Origin of the sequence: Streptomyces sp. NPDC001502, from assembly GCF_042894785.1 — a bacterium.
Taxonomy (GTDB): domain Bacteria; phylum Actinomycetota; class Actinomycetes; order Streptomycetales; family Streptomycetaceae; genus Streptomyces; species Streptomyces kutzneri.
In genome coordinates this window covers 41845-65907 of the sequence record NZ_JBIAVW010000017.1, presented here as the reverse complement: position 1 = coordinate 65907, position 24063 = coordinate 41845, and the positions used below count along the sequence as shown (strand labels likewise).

The following is a 24063-nucleotide window of genomic DNA, read 5'->3' as shown; positions in this document are numbered from 1 at the left end:
CTGCCACTCGGCGGGGAGGACGTCCGTACGGAGCGGACGATCAAGGGAAGGAGGAGTACCCACTCCTTTCCACTCTCAAGTTATAACGCACAGGGGGGCTTGCGGCAAGGCCCCACTCGTACCGCAGAATCGCACCTCGAAGCCAGGACCTGCGGAAACGGGAGATCCCCATAGTGCGTGTGCTGTTGTCGGTTGACGGGTCGTTCGATGAGTTCGCGGGTGCCACCGCAGATCGGAGCTGCTGACATGGACTCCCTGACCACCACCAGTGCGTTCGACCTTCCCGCCCGCCTCTCCGCCAAGGCCGACCCGGCGTTGATCGGCGGCGACGAGAAGCACTTCGCGGCCGTCGCACAGAGCCTGGAGCAGACGATCGCCGAGCTGTCCGACCGCCTGGAGGCACTGCGCAGGGCCCCCGGCGGCCTGGGCCGGGAGGCGATGGACCGGGACGTGGAGATCCACCGGCTGACGGGCCGTCTGCGGACCCTGCGGCGCTTCGGGTTGGACCTGTGTCTCGGGCGCATGGTCGGCGAGGACGACCCCGAGCCCGTGTACATCGGGCGGCTCGGCCTCACCGACGGCGCGGGGGGCCGGCTGCTGATCGACTGGCGCTCGCCCGCGGCCGAGCCGTTCTTCGCCGCGACCCACGCCGGCCCGATGGGTCTGGCGAGCCGCCGCAGGTACCGCTGGACCCGCGGCCGGATCGGTGACTACTGGGACGAGGTGTTCACCGCCGACGGGTTCGAGGGGCACGCCGCGCTCGACGACCAGTCCGCCTTCATCGCCGGACTGGGCAGCAGCCGGTCGCCGCGGATGCGTGACGTGCTCGCCACGATCCAGTCCGACCAGGACGCCGTCATCCGCGCGGGTTCGCGCGGCGCCCTCGTCGTCGACGGCGGTCCGGGCACGGGCAAGACCGTCGTGGCCCTGCACCGCTCCGCGCATCTCCTCTACTCCGACCCCCGCCTCGGTCACCGTCGGGGCGGTGTGCTGTTCGTCGGTCCGCACCAGCCCTACCTGGCCTATGTCGCGGATGTGCTGCCCAGCCTCGGTGAGGAGGGCGTGCAGACCTGCACCGTGCGGGACCTCGTCGCCGAGGGGGCCTCGGCCGCGGCCGAGGCCGACCCGCGGGTGGCGTTCCTGAAGTCGTCCGCGGAGATGGTGAAGGCGATCGAGAAGGCCGTCCGGATCTACGAGGAGCCGCCCGCCGAGGGGATGACGGTCACGACCCCGTGGTCCGACGTCTGGCTGAGCCCGGACGACTGGGCGGAGGCGTTCGAGGCGGCCGCGGGTACCGCGCACAACGAGGCGCGCGAGGTGATCTGGGAGGAGCTGCTGACGATCCTGCTCGACAAGTTCGACGACGAGGACCTCTCGCCCGACCTGTTCCGCAGATCGCTGCGGTACGACGAGGAGCTGGTCGGGACGCTCGACCGCGCGTGGCCGACGATCGATGCGGCCGATCTCGTCGGGGACCTGTGGTCGGTGCCGTCCTACCTGCGGATGTGCGCCCCGTGGCTCAGCCGCGAGGACGTGGCGCAGTTGCAGCGCGCGGACGCCCAGGCCTGGACGGTGTCCGACCTGCCGCTCCTGGACGCGGCGCGGCAGCGGCTCGGAGACCCTGAGTCGGCGCGGCGGCTGCGGCGGCGGGGCGCCGCGGTGGCGGCCGAACGCGAGCGCATGGCCGGAGTCATCGACGACCTGCTAGCGGCCGATGACGACGGTGAGGGCGCCGTGACGATGCTGCGCGGCAAGGACCTGCAGGACAGCCTGATCGACGAGGGCGCGCTGCCCGGCGCGGACCCGGACCTGCTCGCCGGACCGTTCGCGCACATCGTCGTGGACGAGGCTCAGGAACTGACCGACGCGGAGTGGCAGATGCTGCTGCTGCGCTGCCCGTCGCGCAGCTTCACCATCGTCGGGGACCGCGCCCAGGCCCGGCAGGGGTTCACGGAGTCGTGGCGGGAGCGGCTGGAGCGGATCGGGTTCGACCGGATCGACGTGGCCTCCCTGACCATCAACTACCGGACGCCCGAGGAGGTCATGGCGGTGGCGGAGCCGGCCATCCGGGAAGCGCTCCCGGACGCCAACGTGCCGGCCTCCGTCCGCAGCAGCGGCATTCCCGTCGTGCACGGATCCGTCGCGGAGCTGGACTCGATCCTCGACGGCTGGCTGGACGCGCACGCCGACGGGGTCGCCTGTGTCATCGGCGCCGACGGCATCGGGGCCGGCGAGATCGGGGCCGGCGCCTTCCGGGAGACCTCCCGGGTCCGGTCGCTGACCCCCGGGCTGTCGAAGGGGCTGGAGTTCGACCTCGTCGTCCTCGTCGACCCGCAGACCTTCGGTACGGGGATCGAAGGAGCGGTCGACCGCTATGTCGCGATGACCCGGGCGACGCAGCAGCTCGTCATCCTCACGAGTTCCTGACCCGCTCGTGGCGTCCGTCCGCCGGCGGACGCGCAGGCCGGGCCCCGCCGGATCCGCGCCGCCGCCGGACCACCGGGGCCACCAGGACGACGAGGACCGCGGCGCCGTACGCGGTCGCGCTCAGCGCCGGCCGGTGGCCGAAGACCGGTGCGAGGAGGTAGCCGGCCGCGCCCGCGAGGGCGATGCCGAGCCATTCCCAGCGTCCGTCCAGGGCCACGAGGGCGATCAGGAGCAGGGCGTACCAGGAGTAGCCGGGAGTGAGGAGCGCGAAGGCCCATCCGGTGACCAGGAGGGCGCCGCTCCACGGGCGCCGGGGGTCGCCGCGCCGCATCACGTACAGGGACACGCCCGCCATGGCGGCGAGGAGCACCGGCAGCGCCCAGCTGTCGGGCAGGACGAGGCGGAGCAGGGCGTAGCGGGAGCCGGCGGAGGGGTCGTCGTAGCCCTCCTCGTCCACGTAGCCGCCGAGGTAGCCGAGGACGGAGTCGTGCGAGAGGAGGACGTAGGGCAGGTAGGCCAGCAGGGTGAAGGCAGCGGCGGGAACCAGGACGGCGGCCGCGTCGCGGACCCGGCGCACCCCGGACAGCGCGCCGGGCAGGACGACGGCGGGCATGAGTTTGGTGGCGATGGCGGCGCCGAGGACGAGGCCTCCCGCTGCCCGGCGGCGGAGGCCGCGCTCCGCGACGAGACCGAGGCCGATGACGGCGAGCAGCACGCCCAGTACGTCCACGTGCGCGTTGTTCACGGCTTCGATCGGTACGGCGGGACACCAGGCCCAGTACGCGGCGCGGCGCAGGTCCTGCCCCCGGCGGCGCAGGATCAGCAGCAGTGCGCCGGTCACGCCGAGGGAGAGGAGGCCGGCCCCGATCTGGAGCGGCTTGTGCCGGGCTCCGTGCGGGGAGAGCCGGTCGACCGCCAGGAAGTACGCCTCGGCGACGGGCGGGTAGATGGTGTGCACGGCGGGCCGGTTGATGCGGGTGCAGTGCGGGACGGGGCCGCCGCCGGGAAGCGGGGCACGGTCCGGGCCCGCGCAGGCGGCGCCCGTGGGAAAGAGCCAGGGGTCGCGCAGCCGGGCCGGTCCAGGGTCCTGCGGGGCGTGGTCGTACGGGGAGATGCCGGCCGACTGGACCCGCCCGTCCCAGGCGTAGCGGTAGGAGTCGGTGCTGGTCCGGGGCGGCGCCACCAGCCCGGTCACGGCGACGGCGAGGGCCCCGGCGAGGAGCAGGGGCACGACGCGGTGGGCCGGGACCCTGCGCAGGGCGAGCAGGGCGAGGGCGAACAGCGCCCAGCAAACCGCGTACCGGAGGAACAGCCCCGCGGCGTCGGTGAAGTAGCCGTCGTGGCGGACGGTGAGGACGAGGGCGGCGGTCAGGGCGGCGAGGGCCGCGAGTGCGGTCGGGACGGTGCGCGGTTTCACCTCCGCAGCGTCCCAGCAAGTGGTCCGGAAGTGGCGCCCGCCGTCCGGCACGTCCGCATTCCGTAAGGTGTTCAACCCGCCCACCGGGGTGGCGGCGGGGTGTCATGGGCTCATGCGCTTCACTCCGCCCCCGGGCCCGCCCATCACCTTCACGGCGCGGCTGCACGACGCCCGTACCGCGACGGTGATCGGCCGCCTGCTCGGGCTCGCCATCGTCGTCTGTTTCGCCACCGGTGTGCTCAGCCACTTCCTCCAGCACCCGCCGGCCTGGCTCGCCGACCGGCTGCCGAGCCGCCCGTACTGGGGCTACCGGTTCAGCCAGGGCCTGCACGTGGCCTCGGGCACCGCCGCGATCCCACTGCTGCTCGCCAAGCTGTGGACGGTCTACCCGCGGCTCTTCGCGTGGCCGCCGGTACGGTCCGTGCGGCACGCGCTGGAACGCCTCTCGGTGGCCGTGCTCGTCGCCGCCGCGCTCTTCCAGCTGTTCACCGGGCTGCTGAACACCTTCCAGTGGTACCCCTGGCCGTTCTCCTTCGTGCCCGTGCACTACGCCGTCGCCTGGCTCCTGCTGGGATCGGTGCTGCTGCACGTCGCCGTTCAATGGCCGCGGATCCGCGACCACTTCACCCGCCGCTCCCCCGGCACCCTGGCGCTGCCCGAGGCCGACGGGCCGGACCGGCGGCAGCTGCTGGCGGCCGTCGCGGCGGGGGTCGGCGCGGTCACGCTGACCACGGTCGGGCAGTCCGTCACCGCGCTCGGCCCGCTGGAACTGTTCGCTCCGCGCAGCCCGGCCCACGGTCCGCAGGGGCTGCCGGTGAACCGTACGGCTGCCGCGGCCCGCGTCACCGCGGCCTCGCTGGACGGCTGGCGGCTGACCCTGGCCGGGCCGCGCCCGGCCACCCTCACGCTGGCGGAGCTGCGCGCGCTCCCGCAGCACGAGGTGACCCTGCCCATCGCCTGCGTGGAGGGCTGGAGCAAGTCCGCCCGGTGGACGGGGGTACGGGTGCTGGACCTGCTGGAGCGGGCCGGAGGGGGACCGGACGCACGCTGCCGGGTGGTGTCGCTGGAAGTGGCGGGCGCGTACCGGGTGATGGAGATGGGCCGCCTGTACGCGCAGGACCCGCTCACCCTGCTGGCGCTGCGCCTGAACGGTGAGGTGCTGTCCCTGGACCACGGCTACCCGGCGCGGATCATCGCCCCGAACCGGCCGGGCGTGCTCCAGACCAAGTGGGTCGGCCGACTGGAGGTGGCGTGATGGCCTTCCGGTACGCGGTCGGCGGCTTCGGCCTGGCCGTCATGGCCTTCGGCGGATTCCTGCTGGTGCGGGAGCCCGAGCCGTGGCGGATCGCCCTGTGGCTCGCGGGCGGCGTCCTCGTGCACGACGGGCTGATCGCTCCCCTGGTCATCGCGGTCGGGGCGCTCTGCGCGGCGGCGGGCCTGCGCCTGCGCGGGGTCCCGCGCGCCGCGCTGGTCGTCGCGGGGTCCCTGACGGTGATCGCCCTGCCGCCGCTCCTGCGCCCCGGTGGCGTGGCCAACGCGTCGGTGCTGCCGCTCGATTACCCACGGAACTGGCTGCTGGCGATGGCCGCGATCGGCGTGCTCACGGCCGGGTACGCGGGAGCGCGCGCGTGGGCGCGGCGGCGACGCGCGGCCCTGCGGCGCTGACGAGGGAAACAGGGACGAGGAAGGGGGAGCTGCTGCCGTACCGGCAGCAGCTCCCCCTTCCTCTACCGCCCCTGTCAGCGCCGCAGGTCCACGAAGCAGCGGCCCGCGGCCTGCCAGGTGGCGGCCCGGGTCCAGCCGGCGTCCGCGGCACGGCCGCACAGGGCGCGGGCGCCGAGCCGGGCCCACCAGAAGGGCGCCCCGTGCCCGCCACGGCCGTCGTCGACGTGGACCTCTACGCGTTCGTCGACGTCGGCGGTGGTCACCTCGACCAGCAAGGAGCCGTCCGGGGCGGCGAGTTGGGCGGCACGGGTCAGCAGAGCGGCCGGGTCGCCGCCGATGCCGATGTTGCCGTCGATGAGCAGGACCGTGCCCCAGCGTCCCTCGCCGGGCAGCGGGTCGAAGACCGACCGGCACAGGGCGCTGCCGCCGGCTCGCGTCGTACGGGCCACGGCCTCGGGGGTGACGTCCACGCCCAGCGCCCGGTGCCCGCGCGCGGCCAGGGTGGCGACGAGGCGCCCCGGGCCGCAGCCGATGTCCAGGACGGGTCCCGTACAGCGGGCGAGGACGCCCTCGTCCGCCTCGTCCGGTTCGGCGCACCAGCGCTCCACCTCCAGCGGCAGCAGCCAGCCGTCCGCGCGCCGCAGGTAGAGGGGGCCCTGGCCGGCGCGCAGCGCGTCGGCGTAGGGGTCGGCCCGCCAGGCGAGGGCGGGTTCGGCGAGTTGGGCGGTCATCGTGTCACCGTGCGGAGGCCGGAGTGCAGGGCGGCGAAGCGGGTACCGGGCACGGCGGCGGCGACCCGCGCCGCGTCGGCCGGGGTGTCCACGTCGCACAGCTCGGGCAGGTCCCGTACCGCCCGCCCGGAGGCGGTCAGCCGGCCGCGCTGCAGTTCGCCCGTGGTCGGCAGGGACATCGGTACGCCGAGGAACAGGGCCGGGTCGGGCTCGGCGAGGCCGAGCGCCCAGAACCCGCCGTCGTCGGCGGGGCCGAACCAGGCGTCCGTCTCGCTGAAGTCGAGGCCGCGGGCGAGGAGGTCCGGGGTGACCTGCGGGGTGTCCATGCCGATGAGCAGGGCCGGCCCGGTGGCCCGGGCGAAGGCCTCGGCCAGCCGGGCGTCGAGCCCGCCCGCGCACTGCGGCACGATCTCGATGCCGTGGGGCAGCCAGGGTCCGGGCGCTCCGTCGAGTACGAGAACGCGCCGCAGGGCCGGGGTGTCGAGTACGGCGGCCAGGGTGTCCTGGAGCGCGGCGCGCGCCAGCTCGGCGGCCTGCTCGGGGGTGAAGTGCGGGGTGAGGCGGGTCTTGACCCGGCCGGCGACGGGGGCCTTGGCGATGACGAGGAGGGTGCTCATGCGGAAACCCCCTCGCTGGGCGCGGAGCGGCCGCCCGGAGGCTCGGCGAGCACCACGCGCATGTCCCGTACCGCCTGCCATGTGCCCCGCCAGGTGCCGGTGACCTTGGACTTCCCGGAGCGGGGCAGGTACGGGACGTCGGTCTCGGCGACGCGCCATCCGGCGTCGGCGGCCCGGACGACCATCTGGAGCGGGTAGCCGCTGCGCCGGTCGGTCAGTTGCAGGCCGAGCAGCGCCTCGCGGCGCGCGACCCGCATCGGTCCGAGGTCGTGCAGCCGCAGTCCGGTACGGCGGCGCAGCATCCGCGCCAGCGCGAGGTTCCCTGCACGGGCGTGCACGGGCCAGGCGCCGCGCCCCTGCGGGCGGCGGCGGCCGAGCAGCAGGTCGGCCCTGCCCGCGGCGACGTCCGCCGCCATGGCGGCGAGCAGCCCGGGGTCCATGGAGGCGTCGCAGTCGCAGAAGCAGACCAGGTCGGCACGGGCCGCGAGGAGCCCGGCGTGGCAGGCGGCGCCGAAACCGCGCCGGTCCTCGTGCACGACGGTGGCGCCCAGGCTCCGGGCGATCTCCGCCGAGCCGTCGGTCGAGCCGTTGTCGACGACGATGGCGCGCCATCCGGCCGGCACACGGGCCAGCACCCAGGGAAGCGCCTGCGCCTCGTCGAGGCACGGCAGTACGAGGTCCGCGCGGGGCGGAGCACAAGCTGATGAAGTCACCCTCCACACCGTAGGAATCGGAACCGGGGAAAAGGGGCCCGCAGACCTTACGAAACACGGACGCCGTCCCACGGGAGGGGGTCCCGCGCCACACCTGGGCGCGGGCAGGTGACAGCCTGGGGTCATGGCAGTGAGCAATGTGGAGCGTACGAACGGGGAATCCCGCGGCAGCCAGGGCAGCGTTCTGGTCGTCGACGACGATCCGACCGTCTCGGAGGTCGTGGCCGGGTACCTGGAGCGGGCCGGATTCACGGTGCGCCTGGCGGCGGACGGTCCGGCCGGCCTGCGTGCCGCCGAGGAGCACCGCCCCGACCTGATGGTCCTCGACCTGATGCTCCCCGGGATGGACGGCCTGGAGGTCTGCCGCCGGCTGCGCGCCGGGGAGAACGGCGTCCGGCCCGTCCCCGTCATCATGCTCACCGCACGCGGGGACGAGGACGACCGGATCCTGGGCCTGGAGGTGGGCGCGGACGACTACGTGACCAAGCCGTTCAGCCCGCGGGAGCTCGTGCTGCGGGTGCGCTCCGTACTGCGCCGGGCGCAGGCCGGTACCCCGGCCGGTGGCGCGGAGGGCGGTCCGCGGCTCGCCGTGGCGGGCCTGGTACTGGACCCGGCGGCCCGCCGGGTCCACAAGGAGGGCCGGGAGCTCGCGCTCACCCTGCGGGAGTTCGATCTCCTCGCCTACTTCCTGCGCCACCCCGGCCAGGTCTGCGACCGGGAGCGGCTGATGCGCGAGGTCTGGGGCTGGGACTTCGGCGACCTGTCGACGGTCACCGTGCACATCCGGCGGCTTCGCGGCAAGATCGAGGACGATCCGGGGAGCCCGCAGCTGATCCGGACCGTCTGGGGCGCCGGCTACCGCTTCGAGCCGGCCCCGGACACCGCGGCCGAGCACGACTTCCGGACGGAGGACGGCCATGCGTGACTTTCTGCTGATCGCCGTGTACGCGCTCCTCGGCGCGGGTGCCGCCGGGCTGCTCGGGGCCGTGGCGCTGCGGATACTGCGCCGGCGCAGCGTCGCCGTCTCCCTCGCGATCGTCGCCGCGGTCGCCGTGTCCGCGATGCTCGCCGGAACGCTGACCGTGGCGTGGGCGATGTTCCTTTCCTCCCACGACCTGGCCGTCGTGACCATGGTCGTCGCGACGGCCGCGGCCGTCTCGATGGCCACCGCGCTGCTGCTGGGCCGCCAGGTCGTCCGGCGCTGCCGGGAACTCGTCGGCGCGGCCCGGGTCTTCGGGGAGGAAGGTACGTTCGCGGCGCCGACGGTGCCCGCTCCCGCCGAATTCACGGCGCTGAGCCGCGAACTGGCCCTCACCAGCGAACGGCTGGCGGCGTCCCGCGAGCGCGAGCGGGCCCTGGAGGCCTCGCGGCGCGAGCTCGTGGCCTGGATCTCGCACGATCTGCGCACCCCGCTGGCCGGGCTGCGCGCGATGTCGGAGGCGCTGGAGGACGGCATGGCCGCCGATCCCGCCCGCTACCACCGGCAGATCCGTACCGAGGTCGACCGCCTCAACTCCATGGTCGGCGACCTCTTCGAACTCTCCCGCATCCACGCGGGTGCGCTGTCCCTCACCCTGACCCGGATGTCCCTCCACGACCTGGTGGGCGACGCCGTGGCCGGCACCGATGCGCTCGCCCGCGAGCACGGCGTACGGCTGGTCGGCGAGGGAGTCGCCTCGCTGCCGGTGGAGGTGGACGGCAAGGAGATGACCCGGGTGCTGTCCAACCTCCTGGTCAACGCCATCCGCCACACACCGGCCGACGGGACGGTCGCGATCGCCGCCGAACGCCGCGCGGACTCCGTGGTGCTCTCGGTCACCGATGCCTGCGGAGGCATCCCCGAGGAGGACCTCCCGCGCGTCTTCGACACGGGCTGGCGCGGCACCCCGGCCCGTACCCCTCCCTCGGGCGCGGGCCTGGGCCTGGCGATCGTCCGGGGCATCGTCGAGGCCCACGCGGGCCACGCGAACGTCCACAACGTCTCCGGCGGCTGCCGCTTCGAACTGACCCTGCCGGCCGCTGCCGGCTAGGGGCAGCGGACCTGTGGGTCGCGGTCAGTAGAAGCTGTCCGCGTCCGGTGCGCCGCCTTCGTGCGTGTGGGTCCGCCACGCCGGTGTCACGGTCCCGGCGCGATGGAAACGGCCTGGCCCGTGGCCAGTTCGGCCATGCCCGCGGCGAAGGGGACGGCCGGGCGCCAGCCCAGCTCGTGGCGCAGGCGCGCCGAGTCGGCGGTGATGTGCCGGACGTCGCCGAGCCGGTACTCGCCCGTGACGACCGGGGCCGGGCCACCGCACGCGGCAGCCAGCGCCCCGGCCATGTCGCCGACGGTCCGCGGGTCGCCGCTGCCGACGTTGTACGCGGTGAGGCCCGCGGGCCCGGCGCCCGCGTCCCCCTCGGCCAGGGCATCCAGCGCCACCGCGTTGGCCGCGGCCACGTCCCGCACGTGGACGAAGTCCCGGCGCTGTCCGCCGTCCTCGAAGACGCGCGGCGCCTCGCCGCGCGCGAGCGAGGACGTGAACAGCGCCGCCACCCCCGCGTACGGGGTGTCACGGGGCATCCTCGGCCCGTAGACGTTGTGGTAGCGCAGCGAGACGACGCGTCCGCCGGTGGCCCGGGCCCAGGAGGCCGCGAGGTGTTCCTGGGCGAGCTTGGTCGTGGCGTAGACGTTCCGGGGGTCCGTCGGGGCGTCCTCCGTGACCAGCCCCGGCGCCAGGTCGGCGCCGCAGACCGGGCAGCGCGGCTCGAACCGCCCGGCCCGCAGATCGCTCTCGGCGCGCGGGCCGGGCCGGACCGTGCCGTGGGCGGGGCACTCGTAGCGTCCCTCGCCGTAGACGACCATCGACCCGGCGAGCAGCAGCCGCGGTACCCGCGCCCGCGCCATCTCGGCCAGCAGCACCGCGGTGCCCAGGTCGTTGGCCGACACGTAGCCGGGCGCGTCCCCGAAGTCCTTCCCGAGCCCCACCCTGGCGGCCTGGTGACAGACCGCGTCCATGCCTGCCAGTGCCTGTGCCACGGCGTCCGGGTCCCTTACGTCCCGCCCGCCCTCGGCCAGGTCGAAGACCACCGGCTCATGGCCGCGGCCGATCAGCTCGGCGACGATGTGCGAGCCGATGAAGCCCGCGCCTCCAGTCACAAGTACGCGCATGCCCCGACGCTATGCCGCGTACGGCCCGGCGAGGCGCGTGCCGGGCCGCACGTCACGGTTCCGTAAGGACCCGGACGCCGGCGTACCTGTGGCCGATCAGCGCACGGGACCCGACAGCGGTGCGGGAAGCGCCGGCATGATCGGGGGCAGAACGCGCGGAGCGGCCGACGGGGTCTGAGAGGAGGGGGCCTGGGCGGACGGGGTCTCGGAGGAGCGGTTCTTCGCGGCCGGGTCCGGGGTGCGCGGCGCGGTGGTGCCGCAGAGGGACCGGTCGCGGTAGTCGCGCATCGCGGCGTCGGCCGGATGCGGGTCGAAGGCGGTGCCGTCCGCGTTGACTCGCTGGTACTTCATCAGGTTGTACCCGATGGCGAACTGACGGCTGCCGTCCGGGCTGGACAGCGCCCAGGTGCCGGCGCCCCAGACTCCCCCGTCGTGCCCCCAGGCCGGGCCGCACGGCGTGTCGATGGAGTAGATGCCGAAGCCGTAGCGCATGGCCACGGCGCCCGTCTCGTCCTTGACGTCGACCGTGGTGCGCATCTGGTCCAGCTGGCGGCGCGGCAGGATGTCGCCGCCCAGCAGGGCGCGGTAGAAGGTGTTGAGGTCCTGCGGGGTGGAGACGAGGGCTCCGGCGGTGCCGGCCCAGGTCATGTTGTAGTCGCTGTAGTCGCGCGGGGGGTCGATGAGCCCGTAGAAGCTCTCGTACATGCGGGCGTGGGCGCCGCGGATGCGCGGGTCGGTACCGGGGAAGTAGGTGTCGCGCAGCCCCACGCGGCGGATCACGTCCCGCGTGATCACCTGCTCCGGGTCCTGGCCGGTCACCTTGCGGAGCACCTCGCCGAGCAGCACGTAGTTGGTGTTGGAGTAGGACCATTCGGTGCCGGGCTCGAACAGCTGCGGCCTGGCCACCCCGTACCCGATCAGCTCGGCGGGCTTGATCGTGCGGTAGCGGTGCTCGTCCAGGCTCTCCGTGGTCCCCTTCAGGAGGGAGGGGAAGGCATCGCCTATGTAGTCGTGGATACCGCTGGTGTGGTTGAGGAGCATGCGCACGGTCACCTTGCGGCCGCGCTCGCCGGGCAGCAGCTCGGGCACGTAGTCGCCGACCGGCCGGTCCAGGTCCACCCGGCCCTTCGCGGACTGCTGGAGGACGGCCACGGCGGTGAACGTCTTGGTGACGCTGCCGACGCGGTGCCGGAGGTCGGGCCGGACCTTGCGCCCGGTGGCGATGTCGGCGAGGCCGGCGGCGCCGTCGAAGCGCTCGCGGCCGTCGCGGACCCCGGAGTAGACGCCGTACAGGCCCGCCTCCTGGATCGCGTGCAGTCCCGCCTGCAGCTGGGTCCGGTCGAGGCGCCGGCCGGCGTCCCGGCCGTAGGCGCTCGGCGCGACCTGGACGGCGGCGCTCGCGGCGGGCGCGAGGCCCGCCAGCAGGGCTATGGCGACGGCGGTGGCCGAGGCGGCGCGGCGCAGTCGCGGTGCGGGTCGGTCGGCAGGACGGGTGTGGGGCACGGCGGCTCCTCGTCGGTGGCCCGTTGGGGCCCGGCGATCTCGGTCCCTTCAATTCTTCGTTCCCGACCCTCGCCGCGACCTCCTCCGCCCGGACGAACCGGGCATCAACCTCCAGACTGAGAAGCACCTTGACAGGCCATTACATTTGTCACGTCGCGCTCCCGGGCCCAGGGCCCCGTCCGATGCGGCACCCCCTGGCCCGCACACCCCCTGACCAGCGGACTGTGACTCCGCCCACCCTCCCTTGACCGGAGAAGGAAGGGCTACCTAACTTCGACGTATGGCCCCCCACGACCCCACCCCTCCCTCCGACGCCTCCGACGCCGCCGGTGCCTCCGGTACACCTGGCGCCTCCGATGCGTCCGAGCTGGTCGATTTCGCCGTCGACCTCACCTCGCAGGAGGTGCTCCGGCGCGCCCAGGTGATGGCCGCCCTCGGCCCGGACTGGGATCCGATGGAGGTGCTCCTCGGTGAGGAGGCCGCGTACGACCTGCTCTATTCCGGTCTCGACGCGGAACAGCAGCGCCTCTACGACGACCTGGTGGCGGCCGGTGTGCTGCCCGCGCGCGGAGACGGCCGTGCTGCCGCTTGACCCGCAGGCCGACCCCGGGCGCCGTGCCTGGGTGGCCTGCCCGAAGTGTGCGGACGCGCGCGGCTGCGAACCCTGCGAGCAGCGGCGCACCTGCTCCACGCACTGGCGCTACCTGCTCACCAACACCGGCAGCATGCTCCACCTCCAGTGCCCCGGGTGCACCCACGTCTGGGTGCACGAGAGCGGCTTCGGAGCCACCCGCTCCCTGTGGGACCGCGTCACGGGCACCCGGCCCGGCTTCTGACCGCCGTGCCGGGGGTCAGGTGGCGGTCCAGCCGCCGTCCAGGGGGATCGAGGCACCCGTGACGTAGCCGGTGTGCGGGCCGCAGAGCCACAGGACGGCTGCGGCGACCTCCTTTGGTTCGATCAGCCGCTTGACCGCGGAGCGGCTCAGCAGCACCTCGGACACCACCTGAGCGGCGTCGATGCCGTGAGCGGCGGCCTGGGCCTCGATCTGCCGCTCGACCAGTGGTGTGCGGACATAGGCGGGGTTCACGCAGTTGCTGGTGACGCCGTGCGGTGCCCCTTCGACGGCCGCGACCTTGCTCAGCCCTTCGAGTGCGTGCTTCGCGGTCACGTAACCGGCCTTGAACGCGCTGGCGCGCAGCCCGTGCGCACTGGAGATGTTGACGATGCGACCCCAGCCGCGTGCGCGCATGTGGGGCATGGTCCGGCGGATCAGCAGGAACGGCGCGTGCACCATCACGCGCTGCATGAGGGCGAAGCGGTCCGGCGGGAACTCGGTCAGCGGGGCGACGTGCTGCAGCCCGGCGTTGTTGACCAGGATGTCGATGTCGGCCGGCAGCTCCCCGACGGTCTCGTCCCGGGAGAGGTCCACCACGTGCGCCTGCCCGCCGATCGTCCCGGCGACGGCCTTCGCGGTCGCGGCGTCCTTGTCCACCACGTGTACGTGGGCCCCGGCCGCGGCGAGCGCCGAGGCGCAGGCCCGCCCGATGCCGCCGCCGGCGCCGGTCACCAGGGCGGTACGGCCCGCCAGGTCGATGCCCATGGCGGCGGCAGCCGGTCCGTGGGGCACGGGAGGGTATCCGCTTGTCATGCCCGGAATCATCCGGGACACCCGTGGGCCGCTCCCATGTGCGCGCCCGCCACAGTCGGGCCGCGAGGTGTGTCGGCCGTCGCCAGGGCCGCCACGGGCCGGCCCGCACAGGGCCGCGGAGGCCCACGGAAGCCCGCACGGGCCCGACCGCTACGCGGGCCCGAGCAGGTCCAGGAGCGGGGCCAGCGCGCCGGGCCGCCGGTCGACCGGGAGGTGGTCGACGAAGTGCACCGGGCAGCCGAGCGCCAGCGCGCCGCCGTCCGCCTCACGGCTGTCGCCGACCATCAGCACGTCGGCGGGGGCCAGGCCCAGCCGGTCGCAGGCGGTCTGGAAGATCACCGGATCGGGTTTCTGGGTGCCCAGCTCGAAGGAGAGCACGTAGGCGTCGACCAGCTCGTCGAGCCCGTGCGCGCGGAAGACCGGCCGCAGGTCCCATCCGATGTTGCTGACCACCGCCACCGGGAGCCCCCGGCGGCGCAGTGCGCGCAGGGTGGGCCCGGTGTCCGGGTAGGGGCGCCAGGCGGCGGGGGTCATGTGGCGGTCGTAGAGCGCCCGCGCCAGCTCCGGGTCCGTGATCCCGGCAGCGCGGGTCAGGCCGCCGTAGGCGGCCCGGTGCTGCTCGGCGCTGAGGTCCCGCTGATCCCACAGGGTTTCGAGGTGCGCCGGCATGTGCTGGGGCGACGGTCCGCCGGGCAGTGCGCCGTACTCGGTCAGCCGCCGCGCGGTGTCGCCGAACTCCGGCTCGGCCGGCGGGATGCCGGTCTCCGCGAGGGCGGCGGCGAGCCACTCCTCGGTCGACTCGACGCGCAGCAGTGTGCCGGAGAAGTCGAACATCACTCCCTTGATCATGCGGTGATCGTAGTCCGGTCTGGTCCGGACCGAGCCGCCTCCGGGGGGACTCAGGTGGTCGGGTGCAGCCTGGACACGACGGGGGCGGCCGGCGAACCCTGCGGACTCCCGTCGATGGCGGCCAGGGCGCTGCCTGCCAGCCAGGTCCGCCAGTCCACGTTCCAATCGCCGAAACCGTTGTCGAAGGGGGCCATCTTCTCCCCGCCGCTGTTGACCACCTCCACGATGTCTCCTTCACGGACGGTCTCGAAGAACCAGGCGGCGTCCTCGGTGCTCATGCCCGTGCAGCCGTGGCTCACGTTCTCCTCGCCCTGCGACTCGACCGACCAGGGCGCCGCGTGGATGTACTCGCCGCTCCAGGTCACCCGGGTCGCGTAGGAGACGGGCAGGTCGTAGAACTCGCTGGTGCCGCGCTGGATGCCGACCGTGTCACCGCGCATCCGGACCTTGGGCTCCTTGCGCAGCACGACCTTGATGCCACTGCGGGTCCTGAAGCCCGCTTTGCCGGTGGTGACGGGGATCGTCCTGATGACCCGCCCGTTGCGGCGTACGGTCATCCGGTGGGTGGCGGAGTCGGTGACGGCCTCGATCCGGTCCGCGATGGTGAACTGCACCGCGTCCGAGGGGCCGCCGTAGTCGTGGTCCCCGACCTCGATCCCGTCGAGACCGCTGCGGACGCGGACGACGGTGTGGGCGGGCCAGTACGTACGCGGCCGGAAGTGCAGGGTCGATTCGTCGACCCAGTGCCACGCGCCCTCGACATGCGGCTCCGAGGTCACCTGCAGTGCCTGCTCCAGCCGGGCGCGGGCCGGGAGGTCGTCGGCGGGCACCGGGCGGCTGAGGCTCGCCGTCACGATCTCCCCCGCTCCGTACGTGCCGGGGCCCGGTCCGAACTCGACCGTCAGCCTGCCCCCGTCCGGGGGCGGCGCGGTCCGGAACGCCATGGTCACCCCGACCGCGGTCCCGTCCGCGTCCAGGGCGCCGACCTGCACGGTGTAGGTCTCGCCCGCCCGCAGCGGCTCGCTGTTCAGCCAGCGGTCGCTGTGCGGGGCGAGCTCGCCGGCGAGATGGCGGCCGTGTCCGTCGCGTACGGTCACGTCCGTGAGGCGGCCCTGTTCCGCGAGGGCGATCTGGAGCGGCCCGCCGGAATCCGTGGGGAGCACCTCGGTCCGGGCGTTCTGCGCCGCGCCGCCGAGGGAGGGCTCCTTCACGACGGATCCCACCCCGCGCGCGGTGGCCCGTACCCGCTGTTCCTGCCAGCCGCTGCACAGCCCGGGGCGGAACATGCGCACCGCGCACGGCCCGTCGCCGGATCCACCGCCCTCATCCAGCACTCTCCCGACCAGCAGGGTGACCGCGGCCTCTCGCGGCGGGCCCGCGAGGGTCCCCTGCGCAGTGTCCGCATCGGGCGCCCGGCCCGGCGCTGCGGCGACGACCAGCATGGCCCCCGTCACCGCAGCCACGGCGCCCCACGCCTTGGTCGGTTGTCTCCGTCGCATTCGTCGCATAGCCGTATCAAAGCGATGCGGCGCCGAAATGATGATCATTCCCTCGGCGCTGCGGCCGAACGGGCACCCAAGTGAACTCGGACGGAGCACAGAACCCGCCCCCGGCGAGCGGGGCGCGGACGGAGGTCCGATAATCGGATGCCCTCCGGCGGGCCGCCCGCGACAATGCGGCCATGGCTATCCGCAGAGCACGGCTTGACGAGCTGCCCCTCCTCCAGGGCATCGAGAGGGCCGCCGGGCGCTGCTTCCGGGACATCGGCATGCCGGAGATCGCCGACGACGAGCCGCTGACGCTCGACGAGCTCGCCCCCTACCAACGGGCCGGGCTGGCCTGGGTGTCGGTCGACGGGGCCGGCGCCCCGGGCGCCTACCTGATCGCCGAGCGCGTCGAGGGCAATCTGCACGTCGAGCAGGTGTCCGTCCATCCGGACCGCGCACGCCGCGGGCTCGGCCGGGGCCTGCTGGAGCACCTGGCGGAGTTCGCCAGGCGCGAGGGCGCGCCCGCCCTGACCCTCACCACCTTCACCGAGGTCCCGTGGAACGCCCCGTACTACGAGCGCTGCGGCTTCCGGCCGCTGGCGGACGCGGGGCTCACTCCCGGACTGCGGGAGATCCGTGAGCGCGAGGCGGCGCACGGCCTGGACCGGTGGCCCCGCGTCTGCATGCGGCGGGACCTGTGACGGCGCCTCAAACCGGTGCGGGGACAGCCGGGCTTGAACCATTGGCAATTCGATGAGGGATACGTGATGTTCGAAGGAAAGCTGGTACGGCTGCGTGCGCTGCGCTCCGAAGACGCCGAGCACCATCTTCGGTGGCGCAACGACCCGGAGGTGGTGCACTGGGCCACGGCCGGTGATCCGTGTTTCGGCCCGGTCACGGCGGAGGCTGTCGGGCTCGGCTTCGAGACCATGCTGCGCCTGAGCCCGAGGGAGTCGGCCGTGTTCACGGTCGAGGACCTGGCATCCGGAAGGGTGATAGGCATGGCCGACTTCCGGGACCTGGACCCGTACGCGGGAGTGGCCACGCTGGGTATCACCATCGGCGAACGGGAGTTCTGGGGCTGTGGCCACGGCAGTGACGCGCTGCGGCTGCTCATCGGCCACCTGTTCGGCGCGTACGGCCTGAGCCGCCTGGAACTGGACACCTGGAGCGGCAACGAGCGCGCCGTGCGTGCCTTCACCAGGCTGGGTTTCCGGGAGGAAGGCCGCCGCCGGTCTGCGGTGCTGATGGAAGGGAAGCGCTACGACAGCGTGCTCTTCGGGATGCTTCGGGACGAGTGGTCGAATCCCGAGTGAACGAGGCTGCGGGCGTGGCGGAGCACCCCGGTTTCGGTGTGACGCTGACATGGCTGCTGGACCGCAGGGACCTCCGTGTGCAGGAGCCGGCCGATCGCGCCGGATCGATGACGACCGAGGTCCGAGCGGTGCTCGCGGGGGAAACCCCCGGCGAGGGGCTGCTCCGGCGGATCGCGCCGGTCCTGGGCTTCCACGCGGTCGATCTGTTCATCGTGGCGGGGCGGGCGGTCCCGGACGACTTGGCGCCGTTGGACGCCGCGGCCGAGCGGTGGGCGCCGTACATCGCGATGGATGCGGTGCACCTTCCTGCTTCGGAACGGCGTGAACTCCTGCAGCTCGTCCGCTCACTGCCGCAGGAGGAACGACCTTCCGTCTTCACCGCGAAGCGGCTCGCATCCGATGCCGGTCCGGGCGGTCGGGTCATCCGCATGCTCCAGTACCGCAATCTGGACCGGCTGGGCATGGCGAAGCTCCTGGCGGTGGTGACGCCCACCTACCTGTCGGCGGCCACTTATGGTGTGATCGGCTCCGGCGGCGCGGAGTTGACGCCCCGCCTGGTGACGGATTGCGCAGCCGTGCTGGGGATCGACGCCCGCGAACTGGCCGGGCTGACGGGCGTCGATCTGTGTGAGGTGCCACCGCCCGCGGCCCCGGAGGCGGTGGACGCCGCAGCTCTGCTGTGGGAGGCGCGGCGCCTCTCCGCGGCCCAGGCACAGCACGTCGCCGAGGTGGCGCGCTCCATGCGCGGGGACTGCGCCAACGGGTACTTCATCAACCTGCCCGGGTCCTGACACCTGCAGGTGAGCGAACGCACTCGATGGTCAGCCGCGGCTTTGCCGGCCGCCTGTGCGGGCCCCGCGGCGCCCACTCCCAGCAGAGCCCCCGCCGCGATCAGCGCGACCGCCGGAAGCCTGCGTGAACGTACCGCCATGTCCGCCCCTCCCGCGTTGCCGGAAGTCCCGTCCCAGGACCGGGCGTCGAGATTTCCACGGCCCCGCACGCGGTCAACGGCGCCCGGACGGTCATGGCCGGATCCGGGCGCGTACGCACCCGCGCGCCTTCGCCGAGCGCGAACCGGCCTCGCGGCGGTGCTCGCGATGTGCTGAGGTGGCCTGATGGATCTTCTTGTACTGGGCGGGACCGCATGGCTGGGACGTGAGATCACGCGGCAGGCGCTGGAGCGGGGGCACGCGGTGACCTGCCTGGCGCGCGGCGAGAGCGGCGCCGTCGCGCCCGGTGCGCGGCTGGTGGCCGCGGACCGGAACCAGGAGTCCGCCTACGCGGAACTCCTCGGCCGCGACTGGGACGCCGTGATCGAGGTGTCCTGGCAGCCGGCCTTCGTCCGCGGCGCGCTCGCGGCCCTCGCGGGGCGGACCCGGCACTGGACCTACGTCTCCTCCATCAGCGCCTACGCCGACCACGGCACGGTCGGCGCCGACGAGTCGGCCGCGCTGCTGCCGCCCGCCGAGGGCGACCACGTGGGGCGGGAGGAGTACGGGGAGGCCAAGGTCGCCTGCGAGGAGGCTTCGCGCGCCGCGGTGGGAGACCGCCTCGTCATCGCCCGGGCCGGCCTGATCGGCGGCCCGGGCGACGCGAGCGGACGGTCGGGGTACTGGGCGGCGCGCTTCGCCCGTGACGTGGACCAGCCCGTGCTCCTCCCCCGGTCCCCGCAGGTGCCGACCCAGGCGATCGACGTGCGCGATCTGGCGGGCTGGCTCCTGGACCTGGCCCACGAGGGGACCACCGGGACCTTCGACGCCGTCGGTCCCGTCGTCCCCTTCGACGACTGGGTCGGCCTGTCGGCACGCGCGGCCGGGTACACCGGACCGGTGGCGGAGGCGGACCCGCAGTGGCTCCTCGACCAGGGCGTCGGGCCGTTCATGGGCCCGGAGTCGATGGCCATGTGGATGCCGGATCCGAAGTGGGCCGGCTTCTGCGCCCGCAGCGGAGCCGCCGCGCATGCGGCCGGGCTGCACGACCGCCCGCGCGCGGAGATGCTGGAGGACCTCCTGCGGTGGGAGCGCGCCGAGGGCCTGGAGCGCCCCCGCCGGGCCGGTCTGAGCACCGCCCGCGAGCGGGAGCTGCTCACCGCCCTCGCCGACGCACCGGAGTGACGCCGCGCGGGACCGGCCGGGTCCGGCGGTGGTTCACTCCAGTCCGTACCGCCGGGCCGACTCCTCCTCCTGGGCCAGCCGGTGCAGCGCCTTCAGCACCGGCTGGAACAGGATGGTCGCCGCCACGGCGGTCTCGGCCTTCTCCGCCTCCGAGGGAAAGGTCTCCACGAAGTCCAGGTCCCGCACGGCCACTTGGTGCATCAGCTGCGCGTACGGGGCCATGAGCTCGGCGTCCCAGGGATAACCGAGCCGCGTCAGCGTGGCCACCGCCTCCACGAGCGAACGGTGGACCGGGGAGAGGTCCCCCAACTCCCGTGCGGTGGACCAGCCCAGCGTCCGCAGCAGCTGGTCGACCTCGGCGCGCGCGGCGACCGTCGCCTCGTCCTCACCGACACCGACCCCGACCCCGCCGTCGCCGTCGCCGCCACCTTTGCCGTCGGCCGGTTCGGGCTCGTGGGGCAGGGCCCACAGGGCCGCGCCCAGGCGCATCGTCCGGCCCAGGGACTCGTCGTCGACGTGCCCGAGCACCATCCGGACCCTGGCCACCGGCACCCGGCCGACCTGGATCATCGCGCGCACCAGCCGCAGTCTGCGCAGATGGCCCTCGCCGTAGTCGGCGGTCGTCGCGCTGACGCGGCGGCCCGGCGGCAACAGCCCTTCGCGCAGGTAGTACTTGATCGTGGCGATGGACACGCCGCTCCGCTCACTCAGTTCCGCGAGCCGCAATCTCTTGAACCTTCCCTTGGCGAGTGCCACTATCCAATCATGTGACGGTCGGACAGCAGTGCTATCCAACAAGGCGATCGGGAGGCCGGCATGTTCGCGAAACCCTTACCGGGCCGTACCACCGCAGCAGCCGAGGGGGACGTCGTCGTCCTGCTCATCGGAATGCGCATCAACCACTTCTGGGCCGTGCACCACTGGGTCCCGGTGATCCTGGCCATGCCGCGCATGCTGCGGGAGCTCGCCAGGGATTCCACCCGGGGGCTGCTCGGCCACGTCCTGCTCACCGCCTCGCCCCGCACGTACTACGTGGTCCAGTACTGGGAGTCCAAGGAGAAGCTCTACGCGTACGCCGCGGCCCCGGACATGCTCCACCACAAGGCCTGGTCGATCATCAACCGCAAGGATCGCGCGGGGCAGTTGCGCCGCCACGTGGGGCTCTGGCACGAGTCCTACATCGTGCCCGAGGGCTCGTACGAGTCGATCTACTTCGACATGCCGCCCTTCGGGCTGGCCGCGGCCACCGGGGTGCTGCCCCTGGAGAGCCGCGGCCGGCGCGCGGCCGACCGGTTCGCGCACCGCTCGCCCGCGGCCGGGCCGGATCGCTGAGCGGGGCCCGCGGTCAGCTCACCGCCGGGGCCTGGTCGCGATGGTGGCCGCGACGGTGACGGTCCGGGTGCAGGTGCCGTCGGGGTAGTGGTCCAGCAGGGCGTGGCGCAGCTCGGACTCGAAGGCGTCCTTCCGGTCGCCGAACAGGGCCGGACTGGAGCAGGCCCGGGAGAACTGCAGGCCGATCACCTGGTCCACCGTGCAGTGCGCGGACCGCACCCACGTGGTGGTCTCGACGCGGGAGAACACCGACTTCGCGAGATGGTCCTCCACGTCCCGCAGTTCCTCCATGTCCGCCGGTCCGTCCGCCGGTTCGTCCGCCCGTTCGTCCGCCGGTTCGTCCGCCGACCGCGTCGTCACCGCCGTGCCGTCCGCCGCGCCGTCGTCGGGTCCGAGGAAGCGCGTGCGCACCTCGTCGACGACGGACGGCCAGGCCGCCGCCACGGAGGTGACGACGGCGATCCCGCCGCGCGGTGCGAGCACGGCGTCCAGGTCGGCCGGCACCCGCACCCGGTCCATCCGGTGGAACGCCCCGCCGATGACGCACAGGTCGATGCGGGGCAGGCACAGCCGGCCGATGCCGGCGGCGTCGCCGCGCAGCCAGGAGATGTTCCTGCTGCCCTGCTCCTCGGCGAGTGCGCATCCTTCGGCGAGCATGGCCGGCTCCGGGTCGACGGCGTAGACGTGCTCGGCCAGCGGAGCCAGCGGCAGGCTGAGCGTGCCCGGTCCGGCGCCGAGGTCCAGCACGGTCTGGGAGCCGTCGAGCGCGAACCGGTCCACGAGGAGCGCGTAGAGCTCCCCCGGGTACGGCGGCCGGTAGCGGGCGTAGTACGGGGCGGCGGACGCGTACGGGGTGCTCATGGGGTCCTCCCTGACCGTGGTTGCATCCGCCGATCGTGGGGCACAACCCGGCCCACGGCAGCGCCTGGCCCCTCAAATCCCCCGTACGGATGCCTGCCGTTCACCTGTCACCCGGTATCCGATCACTTCTGCGGGGTCAGCCGCTCCCACAGGAAGGTGTGGACGAGGGCCTCGTTGAAGGCTGTCTGCCGGTGGTCGGTGGCGCCCGCGTGGCCGCCCCCGAGGTGCTCGTGGAAGAGGACGGGATGCCCGTACTCGCGCAGCCGCGCGGCCATCTTGCGGGCGTGGCCGGGGTGTACCCGGTCGTCGCGGGTCGAGGTCAGCAGGAGCAGCGGCGGGTACGCGGGCCCGTCCGCCCGGATCCGGTGGTACGGGGAGATCCGCTCCAGGTGCGGCCGGTCGGCCGGACTGTCGGGATCCCCGTACTCGGCGATCCAGCTGGCCCCGGCGAGCAGCTTGTGGAAGCGCAGCATGTCCAGCAGCGGCACGTGCGCGACGACGGCGCCGAACAGTTCCGGGTCGCGGGTCAGCATGGCGCCCATGAGCAGCCCGCCGTTGCTGCCGCCCTCGATGCCCAGCTGGGCGGGGGTGGTGATGTCCCGGGCGGTGAGGTCCCGGGCGACGGCGGCGAAGTCCTCGTAGGCCCGGACCCGGTGCGCGCCGAGGGCCGCCTTGTGCCAGGCGGGACCGTACTCGTGCCCGCCCCGGATGCCCGCGACGACGTACGTGCCGCCGCGCGCGAGCCAGGCCCGTCCGGTGACCGCGCTGTACTGCGGGACCATGGAGATCTCGAAGCCGCCGTACCCGTAGAGCAGGGTCGGGCCGGGGCCCGGGCGGTCCTCGGGTCCGACGACGAAGTACGGCACCCTCGTGCCGTCCGCGGAGGTCGCGAAGTACTGGCGTACGGCGAGACCGGCGGTGTCGAAGAGCGCCGGGCTCTGCTTGAGGCTCTCGCTCTCGCTGCCGTCGCCGGCCGTGCCCCGGTAGAGGGTGGAGGGCTGGAGGAAGCCGGAGACCTGGTGGAAGTACTCGTCGCCGACATCCGGGTCCGTGTCGGTGACCGAGGCGGTGGACAGCGGCGGCAGGCCCGGCAGCGGTGCGCGGTGCCAGCCGCCCGCGCCCTCACCGGTGGCCGGGGTGAGGAGCTCCATTCGGGAGGAGACGTCGGCGCGGGTGCTGAGGATGAGGTGGTTGCGGGTCCAGCTGTACCCGGCGAGCGCGGTGCGCTCGTCCGGGGTGAACAGCACCTCGGCCTCGCGCTCCCCCGCCAGGAAGGCGTCGAGGTCGAAGGCGAGCAGGCTGCCCGTGCCATGGCCGAGCCACGGCGACTTGGTGGTGACGGTCAGCCACCGGCGGTGGACGGAGGCGCCCGCGTCGTCCGGGACGTCGATCTTCAGCGGCGGGTCGGCGGCGTCCTCTGGGAGCAGGAAGAGCTCCTGGTTCCAGAAGTCGATCTGCCGGTGGACGAAGTCCCGTTCGAAGCCGGGTGTGTCGTCGTGCCATCCGGAGGCGGACAGGTCCGTCGGCCGGCCCTCGTAGACCAGCTCGGCCTCCGCGAGGGGCGTGCCGCGCCGCCAGCGGCGTACCTGGAGCGGGTAGCCGGACGCGGACATCGAGCCGGCGCCGAAGTCCGTGCCGATCCAGACCCGGTCGTGGTCGATCCACCCGATCCGGGTCTTGGCCTCGGCGACGGTGAACCCGTCCTCGGCGAATTCCAGGGTTTCCAGGTCGAACTCGCGCACCACGCAGGCGTCCGCGCCGTCCCGGGACAGCAGGACGAGGGCGTGCCGGTGCTCGGGGGCCAGGACCCGGCTGCCCGCCCAGGCCCATTTCTCACCCTCGGCTTCGGCGAGCGCGTCGAGGTCCAGGAGCACCTCCCAGGCCGGCCGGTCCGTCCGGTACTCCTCCAGCGTGGTCCGCCGCCACAGGCCGCGTACGTGGTCGGCGTCCTGCCAGAAGTTGTAGAGGTGGCCGCCCCGGCGGACGGTGTAGGGGATCCGGCCGTCGTCGTCCAGGACCTCGCGCATCTCCTGCTCAAGCACCTTGAACCCGGGTGAACCGGTCAGCTCGTCGACGGTCTCGGCATTGCGCTCCCGCACCCAGGCGAGGGCGGCGTCGCCGGATACGTCTTCCAGCCACAGGTAGGGGTCTTCATCGCTCATCAGGCGATTGTGCAGGAAGCGATCGGCGGGTGTGCGCCGTCCGGCCCCTCCCAGCCGCCGTCCGGCCCCTCCCAG

The 24063-nt window shown here is 73.5% G+C and carries 24 protein-coding genes; 12 read left to right on the top strand and 12 right to left on the bottom strand.

The window, feature by feature from the left end:
* Positions 1-246: 246 nt before the first annotated feature.
* A complete protein-coding gene (helR, locus tag ACFY0D_RS27050; protein ID WP_390800652.1) occupies positions 247-2427 on the top strand; it encodes an RNA polymerase recycling motor ATPase HelR in 2181 nt (726 codons plus the stop codon).
* On the opposite strand, the gene ACFY0D_RS27045 is transcribed toward helR, so the two are convergent.
* Positions 2414-3844: a glycosyltransferase 87 family protein gene (locus ACFY0D_RS27045; protein WP_390800651.1), complete on the bottom strand. Its 1431-nt coding sequence runs from the start codon at positions 3842-3844 to the stop codon at positions 2414-2416. The genes helR and ACFY0D_RS27045 overlap by 14 nt on opposite strands.
* 112 nt (positions 3845-3956) lie before the next feature.
* Here ACFY0D_RS27045 and ACFY0D_RS27040 point away from each other — a divergent pair, with 112 nt between their 5' ends.
* Positions 3957-5099: a molybdopterin-dependent oxidoreductase gene (locus tag ACFY0D_RS27040; RefSeq protein ID WP_390800650.1), complete on the top strand. Its 1143-nt coding sequence runs from the start codon at positions 3957-3959 to the stop codon at positions 5097-5099.
* Positions 5099-5509 carry a hypothetical protein gene (locus ACFY0D_RS27035; RefSeq protein WP_390800649.1) on the top strand — a complete coding sequence of 137 codons (411 nt, stop codon included), beginning with the start codon at positions 5099-5101 and terminating at the stop codon, positions 5507-5509. The genes ACFY0D_RS27040 and ACFY0D_RS27035 overlap by 1 nt, the downstream gene beginning before the upstream one ends.
* Before the next feature lie 74 nt (positions 5510-5583).
* Here ACFY0D_RS27035 and ACFY0D_RS27030 read toward each other — a convergent pair whose 3' ends face one another.
* From ACFY0D_RS27030 to ACFY0D_RS27020, 3 genes are read right to left on the bottom strand one after another with little or no spacing between them, the layout of a single operon-like run.
* Entirely contained in the window at positions 5584-6240 is a 657-nt protein-coding gene (locus ACFY0D_RS27030) for a class I SAM-dependent methyltransferase (protein WP_390800648.1), read from the bottom strand.
* Positions 6237-6857 (bottom strand): DUF2064 domain-containing protein, encoded by a 621-nt coding sequence (locus ACFY0D_RS27025; RefSeq protein WP_390800647.1) that lies wholly within the window; start codon positions 6855-6857, stop codon positions 6237-6239. The genes ACFY0D_RS27030 and ACFY0D_RS27025 overlap by 4 nt, the downstream gene beginning before the upstream one ends.
* Positions 6854-7570 carry a glycosyltransferase family 2 protein gene (locus ACFY0D_RS27020; protein WP_390800646.1) on the bottom strand — a complete coding sequence of 239 codons (717 nt, stop codon included), beginning with the start codon at positions 7568-7570 and terminating at the stop codon, positions 6854-6856. Before ACFY0D_RS27020 ends, ACFY0D_RS27025 begins: the two co-directional genes overlap by 4 nt.
* A 124-nt stretch (positions 7571-7694) precedes the next feature.
* Here ACFY0D_RS27020 and ACFY0D_RS27015 point away from each other — a divergent pair, with 124 nt between their 5' ends.
* Together ACFY0D_RS27015 and ACFY0D_RS27010 are read left to right on the top strand one after the other, a co-directional pair.
* Positions 7695-8495 (top strand): response regulator transcription factor, encoded by an 801-nt coding sequence (locus ACFY0D_RS27015; protein ID WP_390800645.1) that lies wholly within the window; start codon positions 7695-7697, stop codon positions 8493-8495.
* Positions 8488-9600 carry a sensor histidine kinase gene (locus tag ACFY0D_RS27010; protein ID WP_390800644.1) on the top strand — a complete coding sequence of 371 codons (1113 nt, stop codon included), beginning with the start codon at positions 8488-8490 and terminating at the stop codon, positions 9598-9600. Before ACFY0D_RS27015 ends, ACFY0D_RS27010 begins: the two co-directional genes overlap by 8 nt.
* A gap of 86 nt (positions 9601-9686) precedes the next feature.
* Here ACFY0D_RS27010 and ACFY0D_RS27005 read toward each other — a convergent pair whose 3' ends face one another.
* Both ACFY0D_RS27005 and ACFY0D_RS27000 read right to left on the bottom strand, forming a co-directional pair.
* Positions 9687-10715: an NAD-dependent epimerase/dehydratase family protein gene (locus ACFY0D_RS27005; RefSeq protein ID WP_390800643.1), complete on the bottom strand. Its 1029-nt coding sequence runs from the start codon at positions 10713-10715 to the stop codon at positions 9687-9689.
* Between the two features lie 96 nt (positions 10716-10811).
* Positions 10812-12218, bottom strand: coding sequence for a serine hydrolase domain-containing protein (locus ACFY0D_RS27000; protein WP_390800642.1), 1407 nt, complete (start codon positions 12216-12218; stop codon positions 10812-10814).
* Between the two features lie 280 nt (positions 12219-12498).
* Between ACFY0D_RS27000 and ACFY0D_RS26995 the strand changes: the two genes are divergently transcribed.
* Positions 12499-12810: a DUF6400 family protein gene (locus ACFY0D_RS26995; RefSeq protein ID WP_390800641.1), complete on the top strand. Its 312-nt coding sequence runs from the start codon at positions 12499-12501 to the stop codon at positions 12808-12810.
* Complete coding sequence (locus ACFY0D_RS26990) at positions 12797-13054, top strand: hypothetical protein (RefSeq protein ID WP_390800640.1); 258 nt, start codon at positions 12797-12799, stop codon at positions 13052-13054. Before ACFY0D_RS26995 ends, ACFY0D_RS26990 begins: the two co-directional genes overlap by 14 nt.
* 15 nt (positions 13055-13069) lie before the next feature.
* On the opposite strand, the gene ACFY0D_RS26985 is transcribed toward ACFY0D_RS26990, so the two are convergent.
* The 3 genes from ACFY0D_RS26985 to ACFY0D_RS26975 all read right to left on the bottom strand — a co-directional run bounded on the left by ACFY0D_RS26985 (position 13070) and on the right by ACFY0D_RS26975 (position 16179).
* Positions 13070-13867 carry a 3-hydroxybutyrate dehydrogenase gene (locus ACFY0D_RS26985; protein WP_390800639.1) on the bottom strand — a complete coding sequence of 266 codons (798 nt, stop codon included), beginning with the start codon at positions 13865-13867 and terminating at the stop codon, positions 13070-13072.
* 150 nt (positions 13868-14017) lie between these two features.
* Positions 14018-14716, bottom strand: a complete 699-nt coding sequence (locus ACFY0D_RS26980) for an HAD family hydrolase (protein WP_390800638.1) — start codon at positions 14714-14716, stop codon at positions 14018-14020.
* Positions 14717-14766: 50 nt separating this feature from the next.
* The gene (locus ACFY0D_RS26975; RefSeq protein WP_390800637.1) at positions 14767-16179 is read right to left on the bottom strand and encodes an Ig-like domain-containing protein; all 1413 of its coding nucleotides are present in this window, start codon (positions 16177-16179) and stop codon (positions 14767-14769) included.
* Between the two features lie 218 nt (positions 16180-16397).
* Between ACFY0D_RS26975 and ACFY0D_RS26970 the strand changes: the two genes are divergently transcribed.
* From ACFY0D_RS26970 to ACFY0D_RS26955, 4 genes are all read left to right on the top strand, one after another.
* Entirely contained in the window at positions 16398-16904 is a 507-nt protein-coding gene (locus tag ACFY0D_RS26970) for a GNAT family N-acetyltransferase (protein ID WP_390800636.1), read from the top strand.
* A 66-nt stretch (positions 16905-16970) separates the two neighbouring features.
* Entirely contained in the window at positions 16971-17519 is a 549-nt protein-coding gene (locus ACFY0D_RS26965) for a GNAT family N-acetyltransferase (protein WP_390800635.1), read from the top strand.
* Between the two features lie 14 nt (positions 17520-17533).
* Positions 17534-18310 carry a hypothetical protein gene (locus ACFY0D_RS26960; RefSeq protein WP_390800634.1) on the top strand — a complete coding sequence of 259 codons (777 nt, stop codon included), beginning with the start codon at positions 17534-17536 and terminating at the stop codon, positions 18308-18310.
* A gap of 324 nt (positions 18311-18634) precedes the next feature.
* Positions 18635-19633, top strand: coding sequence for an NAD-dependent epimerase/dehydratase family protein (locus tag ACFY0D_RS26955; RefSeq protein ID WP_390800633.1), 999 nt, complete (start codon positions 18635-18637; stop codon positions 19631-19633).
* A gap of 33 nt (positions 19634-19666) precedes the next feature.
* Here ACFY0D_RS26955 and ACFY0D_RS26950 read toward each other — a convergent pair whose 3' ends face one another.
* On the bottom strand, positions 19667-20359 hold the full coding sequence (locus ACFY0D_RS26950; protein ID WP_390800756.1) for a MerR family transcriptional regulator: 693 nt from the start codon (positions 20357-20359) through the stop codon (positions 19667-19669).
* A gap of 90 nt (positions 20360-20449) precedes the next feature.
* Here ACFY0D_RS26950 and ACFY0D_RS26945 point away from each other — a divergent pair, with 90 nt between their 5' ends.
* Positions 20450-20965 carry a DUF4188 domain-containing protein gene (locus ACFY0D_RS26945; protein WP_390800632.1) on the top strand — a complete coding sequence of 172 codons (516 nt, stop codon included), beginning with the start codon at positions 20450-20452 and terminating at the stop codon, positions 20963-20965.
* Positions 20966-20983: 18 nt separating this feature from the next.
* Here the strand turns inward: ACFY0D_RS26945 and ACFY0D_RS26940 are convergent, their stop codons facing one another.
* Complete coding sequence (locus ACFY0D_RS26940) at positions 20984-21826, bottom strand: class I SAM-dependent methyltransferase (protein ID WP_390800631.1); 843 nt, start codon at positions 21824-21826, stop codon at positions 20984-20986.
* Positions 21827-21948: 122 nt separating this feature from the next.
* Positions 21949-23988, bottom strand: a complete 2040-nt coding sequence (locus ACFY0D_RS26935; protein WP_390800630.1) for a prolyl oligopeptidase family protein — start codon at positions 23986-23988, stop codon at positions 21949-21951.
* Between the last annotated feature and the right edge of the window lie 75 nt (positions 23989-24063).

What these genes read in the sequence shown, in the direction of transcription:
- helR (WP_390800652.1), top strand. Translation starts at nt 247, where the DNA reads ATGGACTCCCTGACCACCACCAGTGCGTTCGACCTTCCCGCCCGCCTC.
- ACFY0D_RS27040 (WP_390800650.1), top strand. Translation starts at nt 3,957, where the DNA reads ATGCGCTTCACTCCGCCCCCGGGCCCGCCCATCACCTTCACGGCGCGG.
- ACFY0D_RS27035 (WP_390800649.1), top strand. Translation starts at nt 5,099, where the DNA reads ATGGCCTTCCGGTACGCGGTCGGCGGCTTCGGCCTGGCCGTCATGGCC.
- ACFY0D_RS27030 (WP_390800648.1), bottom strand. Translation starts at nt 6,240, where the DNA reads ATGACCGCCCAACTCGCCGAACCCGCCCTCGCCTGGCGGGCCGACCCC.
- ACFY0D_RS27025 (WP_390800647.1), bottom strand. Translation starts at nt 6,857, where the DNA reads ATGAGCACCCTCCTCGTCATCGCCAAGGCCCCCGTCGCCGGCCGGGTC.
- ACFY0D_RS27015 (WP_390800645.1), top strand. Translation starts at nt 7,695, where the DNA reads ATGGCAGTGAGCAATGTGGAGCGTACGAACGGGGAATCCCGCGGCAGC.
- ACFY0D_RS27010 (WP_390800644.1), top strand. Translation starts at nt 8,488, where the DNA reads ATGCGTGACTTTCTGCTGATCGCCGTGTACGCGCTCCTCGGCGCGGGT.
- ACFY0D_RS27005 (WP_390800643.1), bottom strand. Translation starts at nt 10,715, where the DNA reads ATGCGCGTACTTGTGACTGGAGGCGCGGGCTTCATCGGCTCGCACATC.
- ACFY0D_RS26995 (WP_390800641.1), top strand. Translation starts at nt 12,499, where the DNA reads ATGGCCCCCCACGACCCCACCCCTCCCTCCGACGCCTCCGACGCCGCC.
- ACFY0D_RS26985 (WP_390800639.1), bottom strand. Translation starts at nt 13,867, where the DNA reads ATGACAAGCGGATACCCTCCCGTGCCCCACGGACCGGCTGCCGCCGCC.
- ACFY0D_RS26980 (WP_390800638.1), bottom strand. Translation starts at nt 14,716, where the DNA reads ATGATCAAGGGAGTGATGTTCGACTTCTCCGGCACACTGCTGCGCGTC.
- ACFY0D_RS26970 (WP_390800636.1), top strand. Translation starts at nt 16,398, where the DNA reads ATGGCTATCCGCAGAGCACGGCTTGACGAGCTGCCCCTCCTCCAGGGC.
- ACFY0D_RS26965 (WP_390800635.1), top strand. Translation starts at nt 16,971, where the DNA reads ATGTTCGAAGGAAAGCTGGTACGGCTGCGTGCGCTGCGCTCCGAAGAC.
- ACFY0D_RS26955 (WP_390800633.1), top strand. Translation starts at nt 18,635, where the DNA reads ATGGATCTTCTTGTACTGGGCGGGACCGCATGGCTGGGACGTGAGATC.
- ACFY0D_RS26945 (WP_390800632.1), top strand. Translation starts at nt 20,450, where the DNA reads ATGTTCGCGAAACCCTTACCGGGCCGTACCACCGCAGCAGCCGAGGGG.
- ACFY0D_RS26940 (WP_390800631.1), bottom strand. Translation starts at nt 21,826, where the DNA reads ATGAGCACCCCGTACGCGTCCGCCGCCCCGTACTACGCCCGCTACCGG.
- ACFY0D_RS26935 (WP_390800630.1), bottom strand. Translation starts at nt 23,988, where the DNA reads ATGAGCGATGAAGACCCCTACCTGTGGCTGGAAGACGTATCCGGCGAC.